Source organism: Mesoflavibacter sp. CH_XMU1422-2, assembly GCF_037029245.1.
GTDB lineage: Bacteria > Bacteroidota > Bacteroidia > Flavobacteriales > Flavobacteriaceae > Mesoflavibacter > Mesoflavibacter zeaxanthinifaciens.
Window position 1 is genome coordinate 128,115 of sequence record NZ_JAYMEE010000059.1, and the last position, 18,621, is coordinate 146,735.

Genomic DNA, 18,621 nt, shown 5'->3' on the forward strand with positions numbered 1-18,621 from the left:
TCATATGAAATTATCTTACTTGAAACATTGTTTTAAATTATTTTTATTTTTAATAACTGTTTCAGCTTTTTCTCAGCACGAGCTTAAAAACAAAGTAGTAGACTTTGTTAACTTATTGCCTATAGAAAATGCCAGTGTTTACGTTCAAAATACAACTATAGGTACAGTAACCAACGCAGATGGTAAGTTTGTACTTTTAGTACCACAAGAAATGGCTAAAGACACTTTAGTAATTTCTTCAATAGGTTTTAAAAGTTACAAAGTACCTGTAGAGGAGTTTGATAATTCATTTGAAGTTTTTCTTGAAGAAGATGTCGCTACTTTAGAAGAAGTGGTGTTAAACGCAACGCCAAGACCAAAAACAGGTGATAGTATTGTGCTTCGTGCTTTAGAGCGTTTGGATAGAAATTTTCCATCACAAGCGTATCTTCAAAAAGGATTCTTAAGACATAAAGAGCGAAATAAAAAACAATTTAAATGGCTAATCGAAAGTGCGATTACTGTTTATGACGATACAACGTACGTTAATGGCGAAACGGATAATCTTAAAATAAACGTAGACGAAGTAAGAAAAAGTTACGATTTAAGAGATGTAGATAGTCTATTTGCGTACTCAACATATCTAAAGTATAATGCAAACGTTAATTTAAAACCTAAAAACTTAAGAAGAGACACTATAAAAACATCATCTCTTGTTAAAGCAATTAAATGGAATGATACCAGAGTAAACGGGCTAGAAGGTTTATTTAAAGGTAAGTTGAATTTAGTAAGAAACTCAAAAAGTCCAGACGCCTTATTTGGAGAAGATGTACTATCTACGCACAAATTTAGATTAGATACCATATTAGTAGATAACGAACGTAAGATTTATAAAATACAAATAGATAAATCAAGAGAGTATGTTGGTTTAGATACCGAAGGTATTTTTAACGAAGGTTACAATGCCAAAGGATGGATATACATCTACTGGGATAATTTTGCAATAAAAAAGATAGAATACGATTTAGTAGCAGCATCTCCAGCTCAAAAAACACGAAGTAAAAGATTATTTGATACACAGACCAACCATAAATTAGTGATTAGTTATATGGAATATCAAGACAAGATGTATCCAAACTACATTTATTACGAAACACCAAAACTGGTTAACGTAGGTTTAAAGAATGATCAAAATTTAACTGAAGAAGAGCAAGAACGTTACAACAAAGAAGAACGTTTTTATTACACAGTGCAAGAAATATTATTTACCGAAATAATTTTAGACGAAGAAAAACTATCGCAAGTAAATACATCAAATTGGGATCCAGATATTTTTGCAAAAAAACCTTATCATAAATCATTTTGGGATAATTACAATACCTTATTAGAAAGTGAAGAAGATGAGCAGCTTATCAAGGATTTAACTAAAAGATCTTCACTTTATAATAAAAATTAAAAGACAACAATTAAGGTAATTAAAATATTTTTTAATTAAAGTTGAAATATTTAAAATACTTTCTATATTTGCACACCAAAATTTTAAAAGAGAGGAGGTTAAGACACTATGTTAATAATTCCATTAAAAGACGGAGAGAATATAGAAAGAGCGTTAAAACGTTACAAGCGTAAGTTTGACAGAACAGGAGCGCGTAAAGCTTTATACGAGCGTAAACAATTCGAAAAGCCTTCAGTTGTTAAAAGAGCACAAGTTCAAAAAGCACAATATATTCAAAGACTAAGAGATCAAGAGTCAATCTAATTTTTCTAAGTCAAAACAAATTAAATCCCACTTAAATAAAGTGGGATTTTTTTATGTTCAAAAATTAAAAGTGTATATTTATATTTCATCCTCAAGCGTATGTTATTACAATCATTTCTAGATTATTTACTACTCGAAAAAAACTACTCAGAGCTTACCATAAAAGCTTATGGTAAAGACATACAATCGTTTCTAGATTTTTTAAAAGAAGAATATAAAAATGAAAACCTAAAAGAAGTTAACTACGCTCAAATAAGATCATGGATTATACAAATGGTCAATCAAAATATTTCTAACAGAAGTATTAACCGAAAAATTTCATCCTTAAATAGTTTTTTCAAATTTTTAATAAAAACAGAATACATTAAAACTAATCCATTAGCAAAGCACAAAGCCTTAAAAACAAGTAAAAAAGTGCAAATGCCTTTTTCTGAAGAAGAAATAAATTCTGTATTAAATAAAATAAGTCACGCAGATAGTTTTGAAGGTGTAAGAAACAAGCTTATTATCGAACTTTTTTACGCAACAGGAATAAGAAGGATAGAACTTATTAATATCAAGGTAAAAAACATAGACTTAGAGAGTAAAATTGTTAAAATACTTGGTAAAAGAAATAAGGAGCGTGTCATTCCGTTATTAAATATGCTTGTAGATAGTATAAAAACGTATTTAGAAAAACGAAAGTCTTTAGAGAAGATAGAAGATGAAGATTACTTACTATTAACAGTTAAAGGTGTTAAATTATACGAAACACTTGTTTATAGAATAATCAATGAGTACTTTAGTCTAGCTTCAAGCAAAGTAAAAAAAAGTCCACATATACTCAGGCATTCATTTGCAACGCACCTTTTAAATCAAGGAGCAGAGCTTAATGCGGTAAAAGAACTTTTAGGGCATTCGTCATTAGCAGCAACACAGGTATATACACATAATAGTATTGCAGAGCTAAAAAAAGTTTACGCGAAAGCACATCCAAGAAGTAAAAAGGACTAATTGTTTAACCAAAAATTAATTCTCATGGAGGTAAACACGCAAGCAGTTAACTTTAACGCAAAACCACAATTATTAGAATTTATTCAAAGAAGAATGAATAAGCTAGAACAATTTTATGACAAAGTCATACAGACAGATGTCTATTTAAAAGTTGAAAACACAAATAATAAATCAAATAAAATATTTGAAGCCAAAATAAATATACCAGGAGATAGTTTAGTGGTAAAAAAACAATGTAAAACATTTGAAGAAGGAGTAGATACAGCAATTTCTTCTTTAAAAAGACAACTTCAAAAGCGAAAAGAAAAATTAAGAGCACATTTTTAAAATATTTCTCAAAAAATGTTTTGAATAAAAAAATAAATATATACATTTGCAGTCCGTTAGAAATAGCGGGCTTTTTTTGTAGTGTAAAAAAAGTTAAAAAGCCGATGTAGCTCAGCTGGCTAGAGCAGCTGATTTGTAATCAGCAGGTCGTGGGTTCGAGTCCCTCCATCGGCTCGTTTAGATAGAAAGCTTAATAAAAGTTTTTACGTTCATATAAAGAGTGAAAAGTTTAAATTGGGGAGATACTCAAGCGGCCAACGAGGGCAGACTGTAAATCTGCTGACTATGTCTTCGCAGGTTCGAATCCTGCTCTCCCCACTTTTTTAAACTTGATTAAGGATTTTAAATAATTGCGGGAGTAGCTCAGTTGGTAGAGCGTCAGCCTTCCAAGCTGAATGTCGCCGGTTCGAACCCGGTCTCCCGCTCTAATATTTAAGCCGGTGTAGCTCAGGGGTAGAGCGTTTCCTTGGTAAGGAAGAGGTCACGGGTTCAAATCCCGTCATTGGCTCTATATTTAAACAGAAAATTAGAATACACTAATATTATTATATAACTAAGATTAAATTATTAAAACATGGCAAAGGCAACTTTTGATCGTTCAAAACCACACTTAAATATTGGTACTATTGGACACGTAGATCACGGTAAAACAACTTTAACTGCTGCTATTACTAAAGTATTAGCTGATGCAGGTTTATCAGAATCAAGAGATTTCGATACTATCGATAACGCTCCAGAAGAAAAAGAAAGAGGTATTACAATTAATACTTCTCACGTAGAATATCAAACAGAAAAGCGTCACTACGCACACGTTGACTGTCCAGGTCACGCCGATTACGTAAAAAACATGGTAACTGGTGCTGCGCAAATGGATGGTGCTATCTTAGTGGTTGCTGCAACAGATGGTCCTATGCCACAAACTCGTGAGCACATCTTATTAGGTCGTCAGGTTGGTATTCCTCGTATCGTTGTTTTCTTAAACAAAGTAGATATGGTGGATGATGCTGAGCTTTTAGAGTTAGTTGATATGGAAGTTAGAGAGTTATTATCTTTCTATGAGTATGATGGAGATAATGGACCTGTAATTTCTGGTTCTGCTTTAGGTGCACTTAATGGTGAGCAAAAGTGGGTTGATACTGTAATGGAATTAATGAATGCAGTAGATGAGTGGATTGAAGAGCCTGTTCGTGATATGGATAAGCCTTTCTTAATGCCAATCGAGGATGTATTCTCTATTACGGGTCGTGGTACAGTAGCAACTGGTCGTATTGAGACAGGTGTTGCTCAAACAGGAGATCCTGTAGAAATTATTGGTATGGGTGCTGAAAAATTAACTTCTACTATTACAGGTATCGAAATGTTCCGTCAAATATTAGATAGAGGTGAAGCTGGTGATAATGCAGGTATCTTATTAAGAGGTATTGAAAAAACTCAAATCTCTAGAGGTATGGTAATCACTAAGCCTGGATCTGTAACACCACACGCTAAATTTAAAGCTGAGGTTTATATTCTTAAGAAAGAAGAAGGTGGACGTCACACTCCATTCCATAATAACTATCGTCCTCAATTCTATGTACGTACAACTGACGTGACAGGAACAATTTCTCTTCCTGATGGAGTAGAGATGGTAATGCCAGGAGATAACTTAACTATCACTGTTGAGTTAATTCAACCAATTGCAATGAACGTAGGTTTACGTTTCGCTATCCGTGAAGGAGGTAGAACAGTTGGTGCTGGTCAGGTAACTGAAATTTTAGATTAAGTTTTAGTCTGCTAAAATAAAATTAAGGTGCTTCGTTTTTCGAAGCGCCTTGATTTATATTAACGGGTTTAGCTCAGTTGGTAGAGCACTGGTCTCCAAAACCAGGTGTCGGGAGTTCGAGTCTCTCAACCCGTGCAAAATAAATAGAATCTTTTAAGGTTTTATTTGAGCTTAAAAATTAAAATGTCTACTCTTTTAAGAAGAGACATAAATAAATAAAATTATGGCTGGAGTGGTAAATTACATAAAAGAATCATTTACAGAACTAAAGAATAATGTCAGTTGGACACCATGGGCAGAAGCTCAAAGTTTAACTATTCTAGTGGCTGTTTTTTCAATCATCTTTTCACTAGCTATTTGGGGAGTAGATACGGTTTTTAGTAAAGTAATAAGTTTATACTTTAATCTAATAAACGGATAAGATATAATGGCTGAAGTTGGAGAAAAAAAATGGTATGTTGTAAGAGCAGTTAGTGGACAAGAAAATAAGGTTAAAACTTATATTGAAAACGAAATTGCAAGACTAGGACTACAAGATTATGTTGAACAAGTATTAGTGCCTACAGAAAAGGTAGTTCAGATACGTAACGGAAAAAAAATAAATAAAGAAAAAGTTTATTTCAGCGGTTACATTATGATTAAAGCTAACCTTTCTGGTGAAGTACCTCATATTATTAAATCCGTTACAAATGTAATTGGTTTTTTAGGAGCTACAAAAGGTGGTGATCCATTACCATTAAGGCAATCTGAAGTAAACCGAATGTTAGGTAAAGTTGATGAGTTAACTGTTGATACAGATGTAAATGTAGCTATACCTTATGTAGTAGGAGAGACAGTAAAAGTAATTGATGGACCATTTAATGGTTTTGATGGTACTATAGAAAAAATTAACGAAGAAAAGCGTAAGCTTGAAGTAATGGTGAAAATATTTGGAAGAAAAACACCATTAGAGTTAAGCTACATGCAAGTTGAAAAAATATAATAATTGTTACACTAAGGAAAGTACTCATTGCTTCCAAAAAGTGAGTATGAAACTAAATTATTCAAAATGGCAAAAGAATTAGGAAAAGTAGTTAAACTACAAGTAAGGGGAGGCGCAGCGAACCCATCGCCGCCGGTTGGACCCGCTTTAGGTGCTGCTGGAGTTAATATCATGGAGTTCTGTAAGCAGTTTAACGCAAGAACCCAAGATAAAGCTGGTAAAGTATTACCAGTGGTGATTTCCGTTTACAAAGACAAGTCTTTTGACTTTGTAATCAAAACACCACCTGCAGCAGTTCAATTATTAGAAGCGGCCAAAGTAAAAAAAGGTTCAGGAGAACCTCATGTAAGAAAAGTAGCAAAAGTTTCTTGGGATCAAATCAGAACTATTGCAGAAGATAAAATGCAAGATTTAAATGCGTTTACATTAGATTCTGCAATGAAAATGATTGCTGGTACTGCAAGATCTATGGGTATAACTGTTAAAGGTGGAGATGCACCAAATTAACCTAAAAAGATTTTAAGAAAATGGCAAGATTAACAAGAAAACAAAAAGAAGCTCAAGCAAAAATAGAAAAGGATAGATTATATTCTTTAGAAGAAGCTTCAGCTTTAGTAAAAGAAATAACAAACACCAAGTTTGATGCTTCTGTAGATTTAGCTGTTAGATTAGGAGTAGATCCTAGAAAAGCTAATCAAATGGTTAGAGGTGTTGTATCTCTTCCTCACGGAACAGGTAAAGATGTTAAAGTATTAGCATTAGTTACACCAGACAAAGAAGAAGAAGCTAAAGAAGCAGGTGCAGATTACGTTGGTTTAGATGAATACCTTGATAAAATCAAAAGTGGTTGGACAGACGTAGACGTAATTATTACAATGCCTAGCGTTATGGGTAAATTAGGACCTTTAGGTCGTGTATTAGGACCAAGAGGTTTAATGCCTAACCCAAAAACAGGAACTGTTACTATGGATATAGCAAAAGCTGTAACAGAAGTAAAGGCTGGTAAGATAGACTTTAGAGTTGATAAAACTGGTATTGTTCATGCATCAATAGGTAAAGCATCATTTAGTGCAGATAAAATTGCAGGTAATGCAAACGAATTATTAACAACATTAATTAAACTTAAGCCAACTGCAGCTAAAGGTACTTATGTAAAAAGTATTTACATGTCAAGTACCATGAGCCCAAGTATTGCAATAGATACTAAAATAGGTTAAGTAGTTAAAAACTTTTATTATGACAAGAGAAGAAAAATCACAAGTAATTCAAGACTTAACTGCACAATTAGCTGATAACGCTAATATCTATATTGCAGATATTTCTGGATTAAATGCAGGTGCTACTTCAGATTTACGTCGTGCTTGTTTTAAAGCAAACGTAAAGTTAGCAGTAGTGAAAAATACATTACTTGAAAAAGCAATGGAAGCTTCAGATAAGGATTTTGGAGACTTACCATCTACTTTAAAGGGTAACACTTCGGTAATGTATTCTGAAACAGGAAACGCTCCTGCTAAAGTAATTAAAGCTTTCAGAAAAAAGTCTGAAAAGCCTTTATTAAAAGGTGCTTTTATAGAAGAAGCAATTTACTTAGGAGACGACCAGTTAGATGCTTTAGTAGACATCAAGTCAAGAGAAGAATTAATAGGAGATATCATTGGATTATTACAATCTCCAGCTAAAAATGTTATTTCAGCTCTTAAATCTGGTGGAAACACATTATCTGGTTTAGTTAAGACCTTATCTGAAAGAGAAGGTTAAAAAAAGTACGCACTTTTACAATTATATATTAAATTAAAAAATTATTAAAACGATAGAAAAATGGCAGATTTAAAAGATTTCGCAGAACAATTAGTTAACTTAACAGTAAAAGAAGTAAACGAGTTAGCTACTATTTTAAAAGATGAATACGGTATAGAACCTGCTGCTGCTGCAGTAGCTGTTGCTGGTGGTCCTGCTGCTGGTGGTGGAGAAGCTGCAGAAGAAAAATCAGAATTCGACGTAGTTCTTAAAGCAGCTGGAGCATCTAAGCTAGCAGTTGTAAAATTAGTTAAAGAATTAACTGGTTTAGGATTAAAAGAAGCTAAAGAATTAGTTGATGGTGCACCAAGTAACATCAAAGAAGGAGTTTCTAAAGACGAAGCTGAAGGCTTAAAATCTTCATTAGAAGAAGCAGGAGCAGAGGTTGAGCTTAAGTAAGCTTAACACTTAAATTTTACAAAGGTTTAGGTCTGGAGAGTTGTCTCTTAGACCTAAACCATTTGTCGTATATAGTGATTAACTATATACAAACAATTTTTTTTAATCAAAATTTCGTCCATTGATGTTAGTAACACAAGCTGAAAGATTAAATTTCTCTTCTATTATAAATAGAACTGAATACCCAGACTTTATGGATATTCAGATTAAATCCTTTCAGGATTTTTTCCAGTTAGAAACTAAATCTGAAGAAAGAGGTGATGAAGGTTTATATAATACCTTCCTAGAAAACTTTCCAATTACAGACACACGTAATCAATTTGTTTTAGAATTTTTAGATTACTTTATAGATCCACCAAGATACACTATTGAAGAGTGTATAGAAAGAGGATTAACTTATAGCGTTCCTTTAAAAGCAAGGTTAAAGTTATATTGTACAGATCCTGAACATGAAGATTTTGAAACCATAGTTCAAGATGTGTATTTAGGAACAATACCTTACATGACTCCTAGTGGTACATTTGTTATCAACGGAGCAGAACGTGTAGTAGTATCTCAATTACACAGATCACCAGGTGTGTTCTTTGGTCAATCTTTCCATGCCAATGGAACAAAATTATATTCAGCAAGAGTTATACCTTTCAAAGGTTCTTGGATTGAATTTGCAACAGATATTAACCAAGTAATGTATGCGTACATCGATAGAAAGAAAAAGTTACCTGTAACTACTCTTTTTAGAGCTATCGGTTTTGAGCGTGATAAAGATATATTAGAAATTTTTGATCTTGCAGAAGAAGTTAAAGTTTCTAAATCTGGACTTAAAAAAGTTTTAGGACGTAAGTTAGCAGCACGTGTACTTAATACATGGCACGAAGATTTCGTTGATGAAGATACAGGGGAAGTTGTTTCTATTGAGCGTAACGAAATTGTTTTAGATCGTGATACAGAATTAGATAAAGATAATATAGAAGAAATCCTTGAAGTTGGAGTAAAAACTATTCTTTTACATAAAGAAACATCTCAACAAGGAGATTACGCTATTATTCATAATACACTTCAAAAAGATCCAACAAATTCTGAAAAAGAAGCTGTTGAACATATTTACCGTCAATTACGTAATGCAGAACCGCCAGATGAGGAAACTGCACGTGGTATTATTGACAAATTATTCTTCTCTGACCAACGTTACTCTTTAGGTGAAGTAGGTCGTTATAGAATGAACAAAAAATTAGGTCTTGATATTGGTATGGACAAACAAGTTCTTACTAAAGAAGATATCATTACCATTATTAAATATTTAATCGAGTTAATCAACTCTAAAGCAGAGATTGATGATATTGATCACTTATCAAATCGTCGTGTACGTACAGTAGGAGAACAATTATCATCTCAGTTTGGTGTTGGTTTAGCACGTATGGCTCGTACCATTCGTGAGCGTATGAATGTACGTGATAACGAAGTGTTTACTCCAATAGACTTAATTAATGCTAAGACGTTATCTTCAGTAATTAATTCATTCTTTGGTACCAACCAGTTATCTCAGTTTATGGATCAAACAAACCCATTAGCAGAGATTACTCACAAACGTCGTTTATCTGCATTAGGACCAGGAGGTTTATCTCGTGAGAGAGCAGGTTTCGAGGTACGTGACGTTCACTATACTCACTATGGAAGACTTTGTCCTATTGAAACTCCTGAAGGTCCAAACATTGGATTAATTTCATCACTTTCAGTGTATGCAAAAGTGAATTCTATGGGATTCATTGAAACGCCTTACAGAAAAGTTGAAGACGGAGTAGTAGATATCAAAGGTAATCCAATATATTTAAGTGCAGAAGAAGAAGAAGAAAAATTAATCGCTCAAGCAACTGTAAAAGTTGATGACAATGGTAAGATCCTTCACGACAAAGTAATTGCTCGTATGGAAGGAGATTTCCCGGTAATGGATCCAAAAGAAATCCATTATACAGATGTAGCGCCTAACCAAATTTCTTCTATTTCGGCATCTTTAATTCCATTCTTAGAGCACGATGATGCCAACCGTGCATTGATGGGATCAAACATGATGCGTCAAGCAGTACCATTATTAAGACCTCAATCTCCTATCGTAGGAACAGGTCTTGAAAAGCAGGTAGCATCAGATTCTCGTGTATTAATTAATGCAGAAGGAAATGGTGTTGTAGAATATGTAGACGCTAATGAAATAGTAATTAAATACGAACGTACAGAAGACGAAGCTAAAGTAAGTTTTGATAGTGATGTTAAATCTTACCCTTTAATCAAGTTTAGAAAAACTAACCAAGGTACTTCAATTAACTTAAAACCAATCGTAAGAAAGGGAGATAAAGTTGTTAAAGGACAAGTACTAAGTGAAGGTTATGCTACTGAAAAAGGGGAATTAGCTTTAGGTAGAAACATGAAAGTTGCCTTTATGCCTTGGAAAGGGTATAACTTTGAGGATGCGATTGTGATTTCTGAAAAAGTAGTTCGTGAAGATATATTTACATCTATACATATTGATGAATATTCTCTAGAAGTTAGAGATACAAAATTAGGTAACGAAGAGTTAACTAATGACATACCAAATGTTTCAGAAGAGGCTACTAAAGATTTAGATGAAAATGGTATGATTCGCGTTGGAGCAGAAGTTAAACCTGGAGATATTTTAATTGGAAAAATTACTCCTAAAGGTGAATCAGATCCAACTCCAGAAGAAAAACTTTTACGTGCTATTTTTGGTGATAAAGCTGGAGATGTAAAAGATGCTTCTCTAAAAGCATCACCATCATTACATGGTGTTGTGATTAATAAGAAGTTGTTCTCTAGAGCAATTAAAGATAAGCGTAAAAGAGCTCAAGACAAAGAGGATATAGCAAAATTAGAAACGTTATATGCTACTAAGTTTGATGAGTTACAATCTGTTTTAGTTGATAAACTTTTTACAATTGTTGGAGGAAAAACATCTCAAGGTATATACAATGATTTAGGAGAGGAAGTTTTACCTAAAGGTAAAAAGTTTACTCTTAAAATGTTAAACGCTGTTGATGACTACACTCATTTAACAAGTGGTACATGGACAACAGATGAGCATACAAATAAATTAGTAGCAGACTTAATTCATAACTACAAGATTAAGGAAAATGATTTACAAGGTGCATTAAGAAGAGAGAAGTTTACTATCTCTGTTGGAGATGAACTTCCATCAGGAATTATCAAACTAGCTAAAGTTTACATTGCTAAAAAACGTAAACTAAAAGTAGGAGATAAGATGGCAGGACGACATGGTAACAAAGGTATTGTTGCTCGTATTGTACGTCAAGAAGATATGCCTTTCTTAGAAGATGGAACACCTGTAGATATCGTTCTTAATCCATTAGGAGTACCTTCTCGTATGAACATTGGTCAGATTTATGAAACAGTACTTGGTTGGGCAGGACAAGATTTAGGTAAAAAGTTTGCTACACCAATCTTTGACGGTGCTACATTAGATCAAATTAATGAGCTTACAGACGAAGCAGGTATCCCAAGATTTGGACATACATATTTATATGATGGAGGAACTGGAGACCGTTTTGACCAACCAGCAACAGTTGGTGTAATCTATATGCTTAAGTTAGGTCACATGGTTGATGATAAGATGCATGCACGTTCAATCGGACCTTACTCTTTAATTACACAACAACCATTAGGTGGTAAAGCACAATTTGGAGGTCAGCGTTTTGGAGAGATGGAAGTTTGGGCACTAGAGGCATATGGTGCATCAAGTACACTTAGAGAAATCTTGACAGTAAAATCTGATGACGTGGTCGGAAGAGCTAAAACCTACGAGGCAATCGTAAAAGGAGAAGCTATGCCAGAACCAGGATTACCAGAATCTTTTAACGTATTAATGCACGAATTAAAAGGTTTAGGGTTAGACATTAGATTAGAAGAATAAAAAAATAGTAGTCAGTAATCAGTATGTAGTTTATCTACATACTGAAAGCTGGAGACTGAATACTATAAGAAATTATGGCTAGAAAACAAGATAAGAATACAGTAAAGAGATTTAATAAAATCTCAATTGGTTTAGCATCACCAGAGTCTATTTTAGCAGAGTCTAGAGGTGAAGTTTTAAAACCAGAAACTATCAATTATCGTACTCATAAACCAGAAAGAGATGGTTTATTTTGCGAGCGTATTTTTGGTCCTGTAAAGGATTACGAGTGTGCTTGTGGTAAATATAAACGTATTCGTTACAAAGGTATTGTATGTGACCGATGTGGTGTAGAAGTAACAGAAAAGAAAGTACGTCGTGACCGTGTAGGGCACATTAATTTAGTAGTACCAGTAGCTCATATTTGGTACTTCCGTTCTTTACCTAATAAAATAGGATATTTATTAGGATTACCATCTAAAAAATTAGACATGATTATTTACTACGAACGTTACGTAGTAATTCAACCAGGTAATGCTAAAAATGAAGAAGGAGAACCATTACAAAAAATGGACTTCTTAACAGAAGAAGAGTATTTAAATATTTTAGAAACACTTCCTCAAGATAATAACTATTTAGAAGACACAGACCCTAATAAGTTTATAGCTAAAATGGGAGCAGAGTGTTTAATAGAATTATTATCAAGAATAGACTTAGATGCTTTATCTTATGAGTTAAGACATAAAGCAAATAATGAAACTTCTAAACAACGTAAGACAGAAGCTTTAAAACGTTTACAAGTTGTTGAAGCTTTACGTGAATCTAATGAAAATAGAGAAAATCGTCCAGAATGGATGATAATGAAGGTGGTACCAGTAATTCCACCAGAATTAAGACCATTAGTACCATTAGATGGAGGACGTTTTGCAACTTCAGATTTAAATGATTTATACCGTCGTGTAATTATACGTAACAACCGTTTAAAGCGATTAGTAGAAATTAAAGCTCCTGAAGTAATTTTACGTAATGAGAAACGTATGTTACAAGAATCTGTAGATTCATTATTTGATAACACACGTAAATCTTCTGCTGTAAAAACAGACTCTAACAGACCATTAAAATCTTTATCAGATTCTTTAAAAGGTAAGCAAGGACGTTTCCGTCAAAACTTACTTGGTAAACGTGTAGATTATTCAGCACGTTCTGTAATTGTTGTAGGACCAGAATTAAAATTATTTGAATGTGGTCTTCCTAAAAATATGGCAGCAGAGTTATACAAGCCTTTCGTAATTAGAAAATTAATTGAGAGAGGAATTGTAAAAACTGTAAAGTCTGCAAAGAAAATTATAGATAAAAAAGAGCCAGTAGTATGGGATATTTTAGAAAATGTTTTAAAAGGACATCCAGTACTTTTAAACCGTGCTCCTACGCTTCACAGACTTGGTATTCAGGCTTTCCAACCTAAATTAATAGAAGGTAAAGCTATACAGTTACACCCATTAGTGTGTACTGCATTTAATGCCGATTTTGATGGTGATCAAATGGCGGTTCACTTACCATTAGGTCCAGAAGCTATTCTTGAAGCGCAATTACTTATGTTAGCGTCTCATAATATCTTAAACCCTGCAAACGGTTCGCCAGTTACTGTACCATCTCAGGATATGGTTCTTGGTTTATATTATATGACTAAAGAGCGTAAATCTACTCCAGAAGTTCAAATAAAAGGAGAAGGTTTAACTTTTTATTCAGCAGAAGAAGTGACTATTGCTTACAATGAAAAGCGTGTTGACTTAAACGCAGGAATTAAAGTTAGAGCAATCGATTTTAATGAAGCTGGAGAGTTAGTACCACAAATTATTGAAACTACAGTTGGTCGTGTACTTTTTAATGAAAAAGTACCAGCTGCTGCAGGTTATATAAACACGGTATTAACAAAGAAAGCTTTAAGAGATATCATTGGTAATATCTTAAAAGTTACTAGCGTACCAGAAACAGCTCAGTTCTTAGATGAAATAAAAACTTTAGGATACAACTTTGCCTTTAGAGGTGGTTTATCTTTCAGTTTAGGAGATATCATTATTCCTGCTGAAAAGCAAGAAATGATTGATGCTGCAAACAAAAAAGTAGATGTTATTACAGGTAACTATAACATGGGATTAATTACTAATAACGAACGTTATAACCAAGTAATTGACGAGTGGACATCTACCAATGCCGAGTTAACAGAATTATCTATGAAACGCATTAGAGAAGACCAACAAGGGTTTAACTCTGTATACATGATGCTTGATTCTGGAGCTCGTGGATCTAAAGAGCAAATTCGTCAGTTAACCGGTATGCGTGGGTTAATGGCTAAACCTAAAAAATCTAACGCTGGTGGTGGAGAGATTATTGAAAACCCAATTCTTTCTAACTTTAAAGAAGGACTTTCAATTTTAGAATACTTTATCTCTACTCACGGTGCTCGTAAAGGTCTTGCCGATACCGCACTTAAAACAGCCGATGCAGGTTACTTAACTCGTCGTTTAGTAGATGTATCTCAAGACGTTATTGTAAATAGTGAAGATTGTGGTACTTTAAGAGGTGTAGAAGTTGCACCACTTAAAAAGAATGACGAAGTTGTAGAAAGTTTAGGTGAAAGAATTGTTGGGCGTGTATCATTAAATGATGTTTATGATCCATTAACAGAAGAAGTGTTAGTAGAAGCTGGTCAATTAATTGATGAAGTAATTGCTGATAAAATAGAAAAATCACCTATAGAGTCTATAGAAGTACGTTCACCATTAACATGTGAGGCTAAGAAAGGTATTTGTGCACAATGTTACGGTCGTAACCTAGCAACCAACAAAATGGTTCAACGTGGTGAAGCTGTAGGTGTTGTAGCAGCGCAGTCTATTGGAGAGCCAGGAACACAGTTAACACTTCGTACTTTCCACGTAGGAGGTATTGCAGGAAACATTTCAGAAGAAAATAAATTAATAGTTAAGTTTGATGGTGTAGCCGAAATTGATGACCTTAAAACAGTAAAAGGTACAGATAATGAAGGTAACGAAGTAGATGTTGTAATCTCTCGTACATCAGAACTTAAGCTTGTTGATAAAAAGACAGGTATTGTTTTAAGTACAAATAATATTCCTTACGGGTCACATATCTTTATTAAAAGTGGAGATAAGTTAAGTAAAGGAGATGTAGTTTGTTCTTGGGATCCATATAACGGTGTAATTATTTCAGAATTTGCTGGAAAAGTTAGATATGAAAATATCGAGCAAGGTGTTACTTATCAAGTAGAAATTGATGAGCAAACAGGTTTCCAAGAAAAAGTAATTTCTGAATCAAGAAACAAAAAATTAATACCAACACTTATTATCGAAGATAGTAAAGGTGAAGCAATCCGTTCTTACAATTTACCAGTAGGAGCACACATTATGATTGACGATGGTGAGAAAATTAAGGTTGGAAAAATCTTAGTTAAGATACCACGTAAATCTGCTAAAGCAGGTGATATTACAGGAGGTTTACCACGTGTAACAGAATTATTCGAAGCACGTAACCCTTCTAACCCAGCTGTGGTTAGTGAAATTGACGGTGTTGTATCTTTTGGTAAAATTAAAAGAGGTAACCGCGAGATTATTGTAGAGTCTAAATTAGGAGATATTAAGAAGTATTTGGTTAAATTATCTAACCAAATCTTAGTACAAGAAAATGACTTTGTAAAAGCAGGTATGCCGTTATCTGATGGTTCTGTAACACCTAACGATATCTTAAATATTAAAGGTCCTTCTGCAGTACAACAATACTTAGTTAATGAAGTACAAGAAGTTTACCGTTTACAAGGAGTAAAAATTAATGATAAGCATTTTGAGGTTGTTGTAAGACAAATGATGCGTAAAGTTAGAATTATTGACTCTGGAGACACAATATTCTTAGAAAATCAATTAATTCATAAATCAGACTTTATCGAAGAAAATGATGAAATCTTTGGAATGAAAGTAGTTGAAGATGCAGGAGATTCTACAAACTTAAAAGAAGGTCAGATAGTATCTGCTTTCCAATTAAGAGACGAAAATTCTATACTTAAACGTGAAGATAAAAAGTTAGTTGTAGCTAGAGACGCTAGACCTGCTACAGCAACACCTATCTTACAAGGTATTACAAGAGCATCACTTCAAACTAAGTCGTTTATTTCAGCAGCATCGTTCCAAGAAACAACAAAAGTTCTTAATGAGGCAGCAGTAAGCGGAAAAGTTGATACTTTAGAAGGTCTTAAAGAAAATGTAATTGTAGGTCATCGTATACCAGCAGGAACAGGTATGAGATCTTATGATAACATTATAGTTGGATCTAAAGAAGAATTTGATCAAATGATGAAAGCTAAACAAGAGGTTAACTTTAACTAATTGCTTAAAATAAAACATCATTTAAAATAAATTATAATAATTATAAGAATCCTGCCTTGTGCAGGATTCTTTATTTAAATTAAAATAACATGTCAGACAATAAAGACAATAAGCAAAAACAAGGACAAATTAATATTGAGTTAGATGAAAAAGTTGCAGAAGGAACCTATTCTAATCTTGCAATAATAAATCATTCAGTATCAGAATTTGTAATTGATTTTGTAAGCATTATGCCAGGGACACCAAAAAGTAAAGTAAAATCTAGAATTATATTAACACCACAACATGCTAAACGATTATTAAAAGCTTTAGGTGATAATGTAAATAGATTTGAAAAAGCTCATGGAGAAATTAAAGATTATGAGCAACCACCAATTCCATTAAATTTTGGTCCAACAGGTCAAGCATAAAAAAATCCCATCATTTAGATGGGATTTTTTATTTATAGATTTTTGTTATATTTAATCGAATTTTTAATAAGTTTAACTTATCTATTTGGGGAATTCAAGTTTTTTTAATGAGATTTTTATGCTGAAATTCTAAATTAGAATGTAATTATATATCTTTTTGATTATAATCTCTTAAAATAACTTAAAATTGATTTTTTAGTTATTTGAATTCTGAAACATAATGAAATTTTATACTAGGGTATTTTTGTTCTGTCATTTGAAGAGAAAAAGCAGAGTCTGCTAAAAACACTAGTTGACCTTGTTTATCTTTTGCAAGAAAACGTTGCTTAACTCTTAAGAAATCTTTGTATTCATCATTTTTAGGATCTTCTGGATCTACCCAACATGCTTTATATACATTTAAATTTTCATAGGTACATTTAGCTCCGTATTCATGTTCTAATCGATATTGAATCACTTCATATTGAAGTGCTCCAACGGTACCAATTACTTTTCTTCCATTCAATTCTAATGTAAATAATTGAGCAACACCTTCATCCATTAATTGATCTATACCTTTATATAATTGTTTAGATTTTAAAGGGTCTGCGTTATTGATATATCTAAAATGTTCTGGAGAAAAGCTTGGTATTCCTTTATAGTTTATAATTTCTCCTTCTGTTAGTGTATCACCAATTTTAAAGTTTCCTGTATCGTGTAATCCTACAATATCACCAGGATAAGAAACATCTACTATTTCTTTTTTTTCAGCAAAAAATGCATTAGGGCTAGAAAATTTCATTTTCTTATTATTTCTAACGTGTAAGTATGGAGTATTTCTCTTAAACTCACCAGAAACAATTTTTATAAATGCAAGTCGGTCTCTGTGCTTAGGGTCCATATTAGCATGAATTTTAAAGACAAAACCGGTAAATTGCTTCTCATCTGGTTTAACTAAGCGTTCTTCACTGTTTTTTGCTCTAGGTTTTGGAGCTATATCTACAAAACAATCTAGTAATTCTCTAACACCAAAGTTATTTAAAGCAGAACCAAAAAATACAGGTTGTAAATTACCATTAAGGTATTCTTCTCTATCAAAACTAGGATAAATACCTTCAACTAATTCTAACTCTTCTCTTAAAGTTTCGGCAGATTTATCACCAATTAAGCTATTAACTTCAGAAGAATTGATATCGGAAATTTCTATTGTTTCTTCAATGTTCTTTCTGTTATCACCACTAAATAAGTTAATATTTTGTTCCCAAATGTTATATATACCTTTAAATTCATAACCCATTCCTATAGGAAAACTCAGCGGTATAACTTTTAATTTAAGTTTTTGTTCTATTTCATCTAATAATTCAAAAGCGTCTTTACCTTCTCTATCTAATTTATTGATAAAAACAATCATTGGTATATTACGCATTCTACATACTTCAACTAATTTTTCTGTTTGTTCCTCAACACCTTTAGCTACGTCTATAACTACAATTACACTGTCTACAGCAGTAAGTGTTCGGTATGTGTCTTCAGCAAAATCTTTATGACCTGGTGTGTCTAAAATATTAATTTTGATACCATTGTACTCAAAAGCTAATACAGAAGTTGCTACAGATATACCTCTTTGGCGTTCAATTTCCATAAAATCACTTGTAGCACCTTTTTTTATTTTATTACTTTTTACAGCTCCTGCTTCTTGAATAGCACCACCAAAAAGTAATAATTTTTCTGTAAGTGTAGTTTTTCCTGCATCAGGATGAGAGATAATACCAAAGGTCCTTCTTCTGTTGATTTCTTCTTTAAACTTCATTGAAAATTTAATTTGCGCAAATATATAGCTATTATTTACATTTTAATAGTATGTGTAGGCTAAGTCAAATATTGTTTTAATTAAAACAATATCAAAGGTATTGAGTAAACA

At 32.9% G+C, this 18,621-nt stretch carries 15 protein-coding genes and 5 tRNA genes; 19 read left to right on the plus strand and 1 reads right to left on the minus strand.

Going from position 1 to position 18,621, the window contains the following annotated elements; all coding sequences use genetic code 11:
- Positions 1–4: 4 nt before the first annotated feature.
- From WA340_RS08195 to WA340_RS08285, 19 genes are all read left to right on the plus strand, one after another.
- On the plus strand, positions 5–1,435 hold the full coding sequence (locus WA340_RS08195) for a carboxypeptidase-like regulatory domain-containing protein (RefSeq protein WP_336128425.1): 1,431 nt from the start codon (positions 5–7) through the stop codon (positions 1,433–1,435).
- A 108-nt stretch (positions 1,436–1,543) separates the two neighbouring features.
- Positions 1,544–1,738, plus strand: a complete 195-nt coding sequence (rpsU, locus tag WA340_RS08200) for a 30S ribosomal protein S21 (protein ID WP_027880448.1) — start codon at positions 1,544–1,546, stop codon at positions 1,736–1,738.
- A gap of 99 nt (positions 1,739–1,837) precedes the next feature.
- On the plus strand, positions 1,838–2,731 hold the full coding sequence (locus tag WA340_RS08205) for a tyrosine-type recombinase/integrase (protein WP_336128427.1): 894 nt from the start codon (positions 1,838–1,840) through the stop codon (positions 2,729–2,731).
- 24 nt (positions 2,732–2,755) lie between these two features.
- Entirely contained in the window at positions 2,756–3,058 is a 303-nt protein-coding gene (gene hpf / locus WA340_RS08210; protein WP_027880450.1) for a ribosome hibernation-promoting factor, HPF/YfiA family, read from the plus strand.
- Between the two features lie 100 nt (positions 3,059–3,158).
- Positions 3,159–3,232 (plus strand) — tRNA-Thr (locus tag WA340_RS08215).
- Between the two features lie 62 nt (positions 3,233–3,294).
- Positions 3,295–3,376, plus strand: a tRNA-Tyr gene (locus tag WA340_RS08220).
- Positions 3,377–3,410: 34 nt separating this feature from the next.
- Positions 3,411–3,483: transfer RNA gene (locus tag WA340_RS08225), tRNA-Gly, on the plus strand.
- 11 nt (positions 3,484–3,494) lie between these two features.
- A tRNA-Thr gene (locus tag WA340_RS08230) sits at positions 3,495–3,566 on the plus strand.
- 66 nt (positions 3,567–3,632) lie between these two features.
- A complete protein-coding gene (gene tuf, locus WA340_RS08235; RefSeq protein WP_027880451.1) occupies positions 3,633–4,820 on the plus strand; it encodes an elongation factor Tu in 1,188 nt (395 codons plus the stop codon).
- A 62-nt stretch (positions 4,821–4,882) separates the two neighbouring features.
- Positions 4,883–4,955: transfer RNA gene (locus tag WA340_RS08240), tRNA-Trp, on the plus strand.
- 88 nt (positions 4,956–5,043) lie between these two features.
- Positions 5,044–5,241: a preprotein translocase subunit SecE gene (secE, locus tag WA340_RS08245; RefSeq protein WP_027880452.1), complete on the plus strand. Its 198-nt coding sequence runs from the start codon at positions 5,044–5,046 to the stop codon at positions 5,239–5,241.
- Positions 5,242–5,247: 6 nt separating this feature from the next.
- Entirely contained in the window at positions 5,248–5,802 is a 555-nt protein-coding gene (nusG, locus tag WA340_RS08250) for a transcription termination/antitermination protein NusG (RefSeq protein ID WP_027880453.1), read from the plus strand.
- Between the two features lie 66 nt (positions 5,803–5,868).
- The gene (gene rplK, locus WA340_RS08255) at positions 5,869–6,309 is read left to right on the plus strand and encodes a 50S ribosomal protein L11 (protein ID WP_027880454.1); all 441 of its coding nucleotides are present in this window, start codon (positions 5,869–5,871) and stop codon (positions 6,307–6,309) included.
- A gap of 20 nt (positions 6,310–6,329) precedes the next feature.
- Positions 6,330–7,019 carry a 50S ribosomal protein L1 gene (rplA, locus tag WA340_RS08260; RefSeq protein ID WP_027880455.1) on the plus strand — a complete coding sequence of 230 codons (690 nt, stop codon included), beginning with the start codon at positions 6,330–6,332 and terminating at the stop codon, positions 7,017–7,019.
- 19 nt (positions 7,020–7,038) lie between these two features.
- A complete protein-coding gene (gene rplJ, locus WA340_RS08265; RefSeq protein ID WP_304144018.1) occupies positions 7,039–7,560 on the plus strand; it encodes a 50S ribosomal protein L10 in 522 nt (173 codons plus the stop codon).
- Between the two features lie 60 nt (positions 7,561–7,620).
- Entirely contained in the window at positions 7,621–7,998 is a 378-nt protein-coding gene (gene rplL, locus WA340_RS08270) for a 50S ribosomal protein L7/L12 (RefSeq protein ID WP_336128430.1), read from the plus strand.
- Between the two features lie 124 nt (positions 7,999–8,122).
- Positions 8,123–11,935 carry a DNA-directed RNA polymerase subunit beta gene (gene rpoB, locus WA340_RS08275; RefSeq protein WP_336128562.1) on the plus strand — a complete coding sequence of 1,271 codons (3,813 nt, stop codon included), beginning with the start codon at positions 8,123–8,125 and terminating at the stop codon, positions 11,933–11,935.
- Positions 11,936–12,009: 74 nt separating this feature from the next.
- Positions 12,010–16,311 carry a DNA-directed RNA polymerase subunit beta' gene (rpoC, locus tag WA340_RS08280; protein ID WP_336128432.1) on the plus strand — a complete coding sequence of 1,434 codons (4,302 nt, stop codon included), beginning with the start codon at positions 12,010–12,012 and terminating at the stop codon, positions 16,309–16,311.
- Between the two features lie 89 nt (positions 16,312–16,400).
- Positions 16,401–16,721 carry a DUF3467 domain-containing protein gene (locus tag WA340_RS08285; RefSeq protein ID WP_027880460.1) on the plus strand — a complete coding sequence of 107 codons (321 nt, stop codon included), beginning with the start codon at positions 16,401–16,403 and terminating at the stop codon, positions 16,719–16,721.
- A gap of 199 nt (positions 16,722–16,920) precedes the next feature.
- Here WA340_RS08285 and WA340_RS08290 read toward each other — a convergent pair whose 3' ends face one another.
- Positions 16,921–18,510 (minus strand): peptide chain release factor 3, encoded by a 1,590-nt coding sequence (locus tag WA340_RS08290; RefSeq protein ID WP_304144001.1) that lies wholly within the window; start codon positions 18,508–18,510, stop codon positions 16,921–16,923.
- Between the last annotated feature and the right edge of the window lie 111 nt (positions 18,511–18,621).

Coding starts and splice junctions, on each gene's coding strand:
- WA340_RS08195 (WP_336128425.1), top strand. CDS start 5: ATGAAATTATCTTACTTGAAACATTGTTTTAAATTATTTTTATTTTTA.
- rpsU (WP_027880448.1), top strand. CDS start 1,544: ATGTTAATAATTCCATTAAAAGACGGAGAGAATATAGAAAGAGCGTTA.
- WA340_RS08205 (WP_336128427.1), top strand. CDS start 1,838: ATGTTATTACAATCATTTCTAGATTATTTACTACTCGAAAAAAACTAC.
- hpf (WP_027880450.1), top strand. CDS start 2,756: ATGGAGGTAAACACGCAAGCAGTTAACTTTAACGCAAAACCACAATTA.
- tuf (WP_027880451.1), top strand. CDS start 3,633: ATGGCAAAGGCAACTTTTGATCGTTCAAAACCACACTTAAATATTGGT.
- secE (WP_027880452.1), top strand. CDS start 5,044: ATGGCTGGAGTGGTAAATTACATAAAAGAATCATTTACAGAACTAAAG.
- nusG (WP_027880453.1), top strand. CDS start 5,248: ATGGCTGAAGTTGGAGAAAAAAAATGGTATGTTGTAAGAGCAGTTAGT.
- rplK (WP_027880454.1), top strand. CDS start 5,869: ATGGCAAAAGAATTAGGAAAAGTAGTTAAACTACAAGTAAGGGGAGGC.
- rplA (WP_027880455.1), top strand. CDS start 6,330: ATGGCAAGATTAACAAGAAAACAAAAAGAAGCTCAAGCAAAAATAGAA.
- rplJ (WP_304144018.1), top strand. CDS start 7,039: ATGACAAGAGAAGAAAAATCACAAGTAATTCAAGACTTAACTGCACAA.
- rplL (WP_336128430.1), top strand. CDS start 7,621: ATGGCAGATTTAAAAGATTTCGCAGAACAATTAGTTAACTTAACAGTA.
- rpoB (WP_336128562.1), top strand. CDS start 8,123: ATGTTAGTAACACAAGCTGAAAGATTAAATTTCTCTTCTATTATAAAT.
- rpoC (WP_336128432.1), top strand. CDS start 12,010: ATGGCTAGAAAACAAGATAAGAATACAGTAAAGAGATTTAATAAAATC.
- WA340_RS08285 (WP_027880460.1), top strand. CDS start 16,401: ATGTCAGACAATAAAGACAATAAGCAAAAACAAGGACAAATTAATATT.
- WA340_RS08290 (WP_304144001.1), bottom strand. CDS start 18,510: ATGAAGTTTAAAGAAGAAATCAACAGAAGAAGGACCTTTGGTATTATC.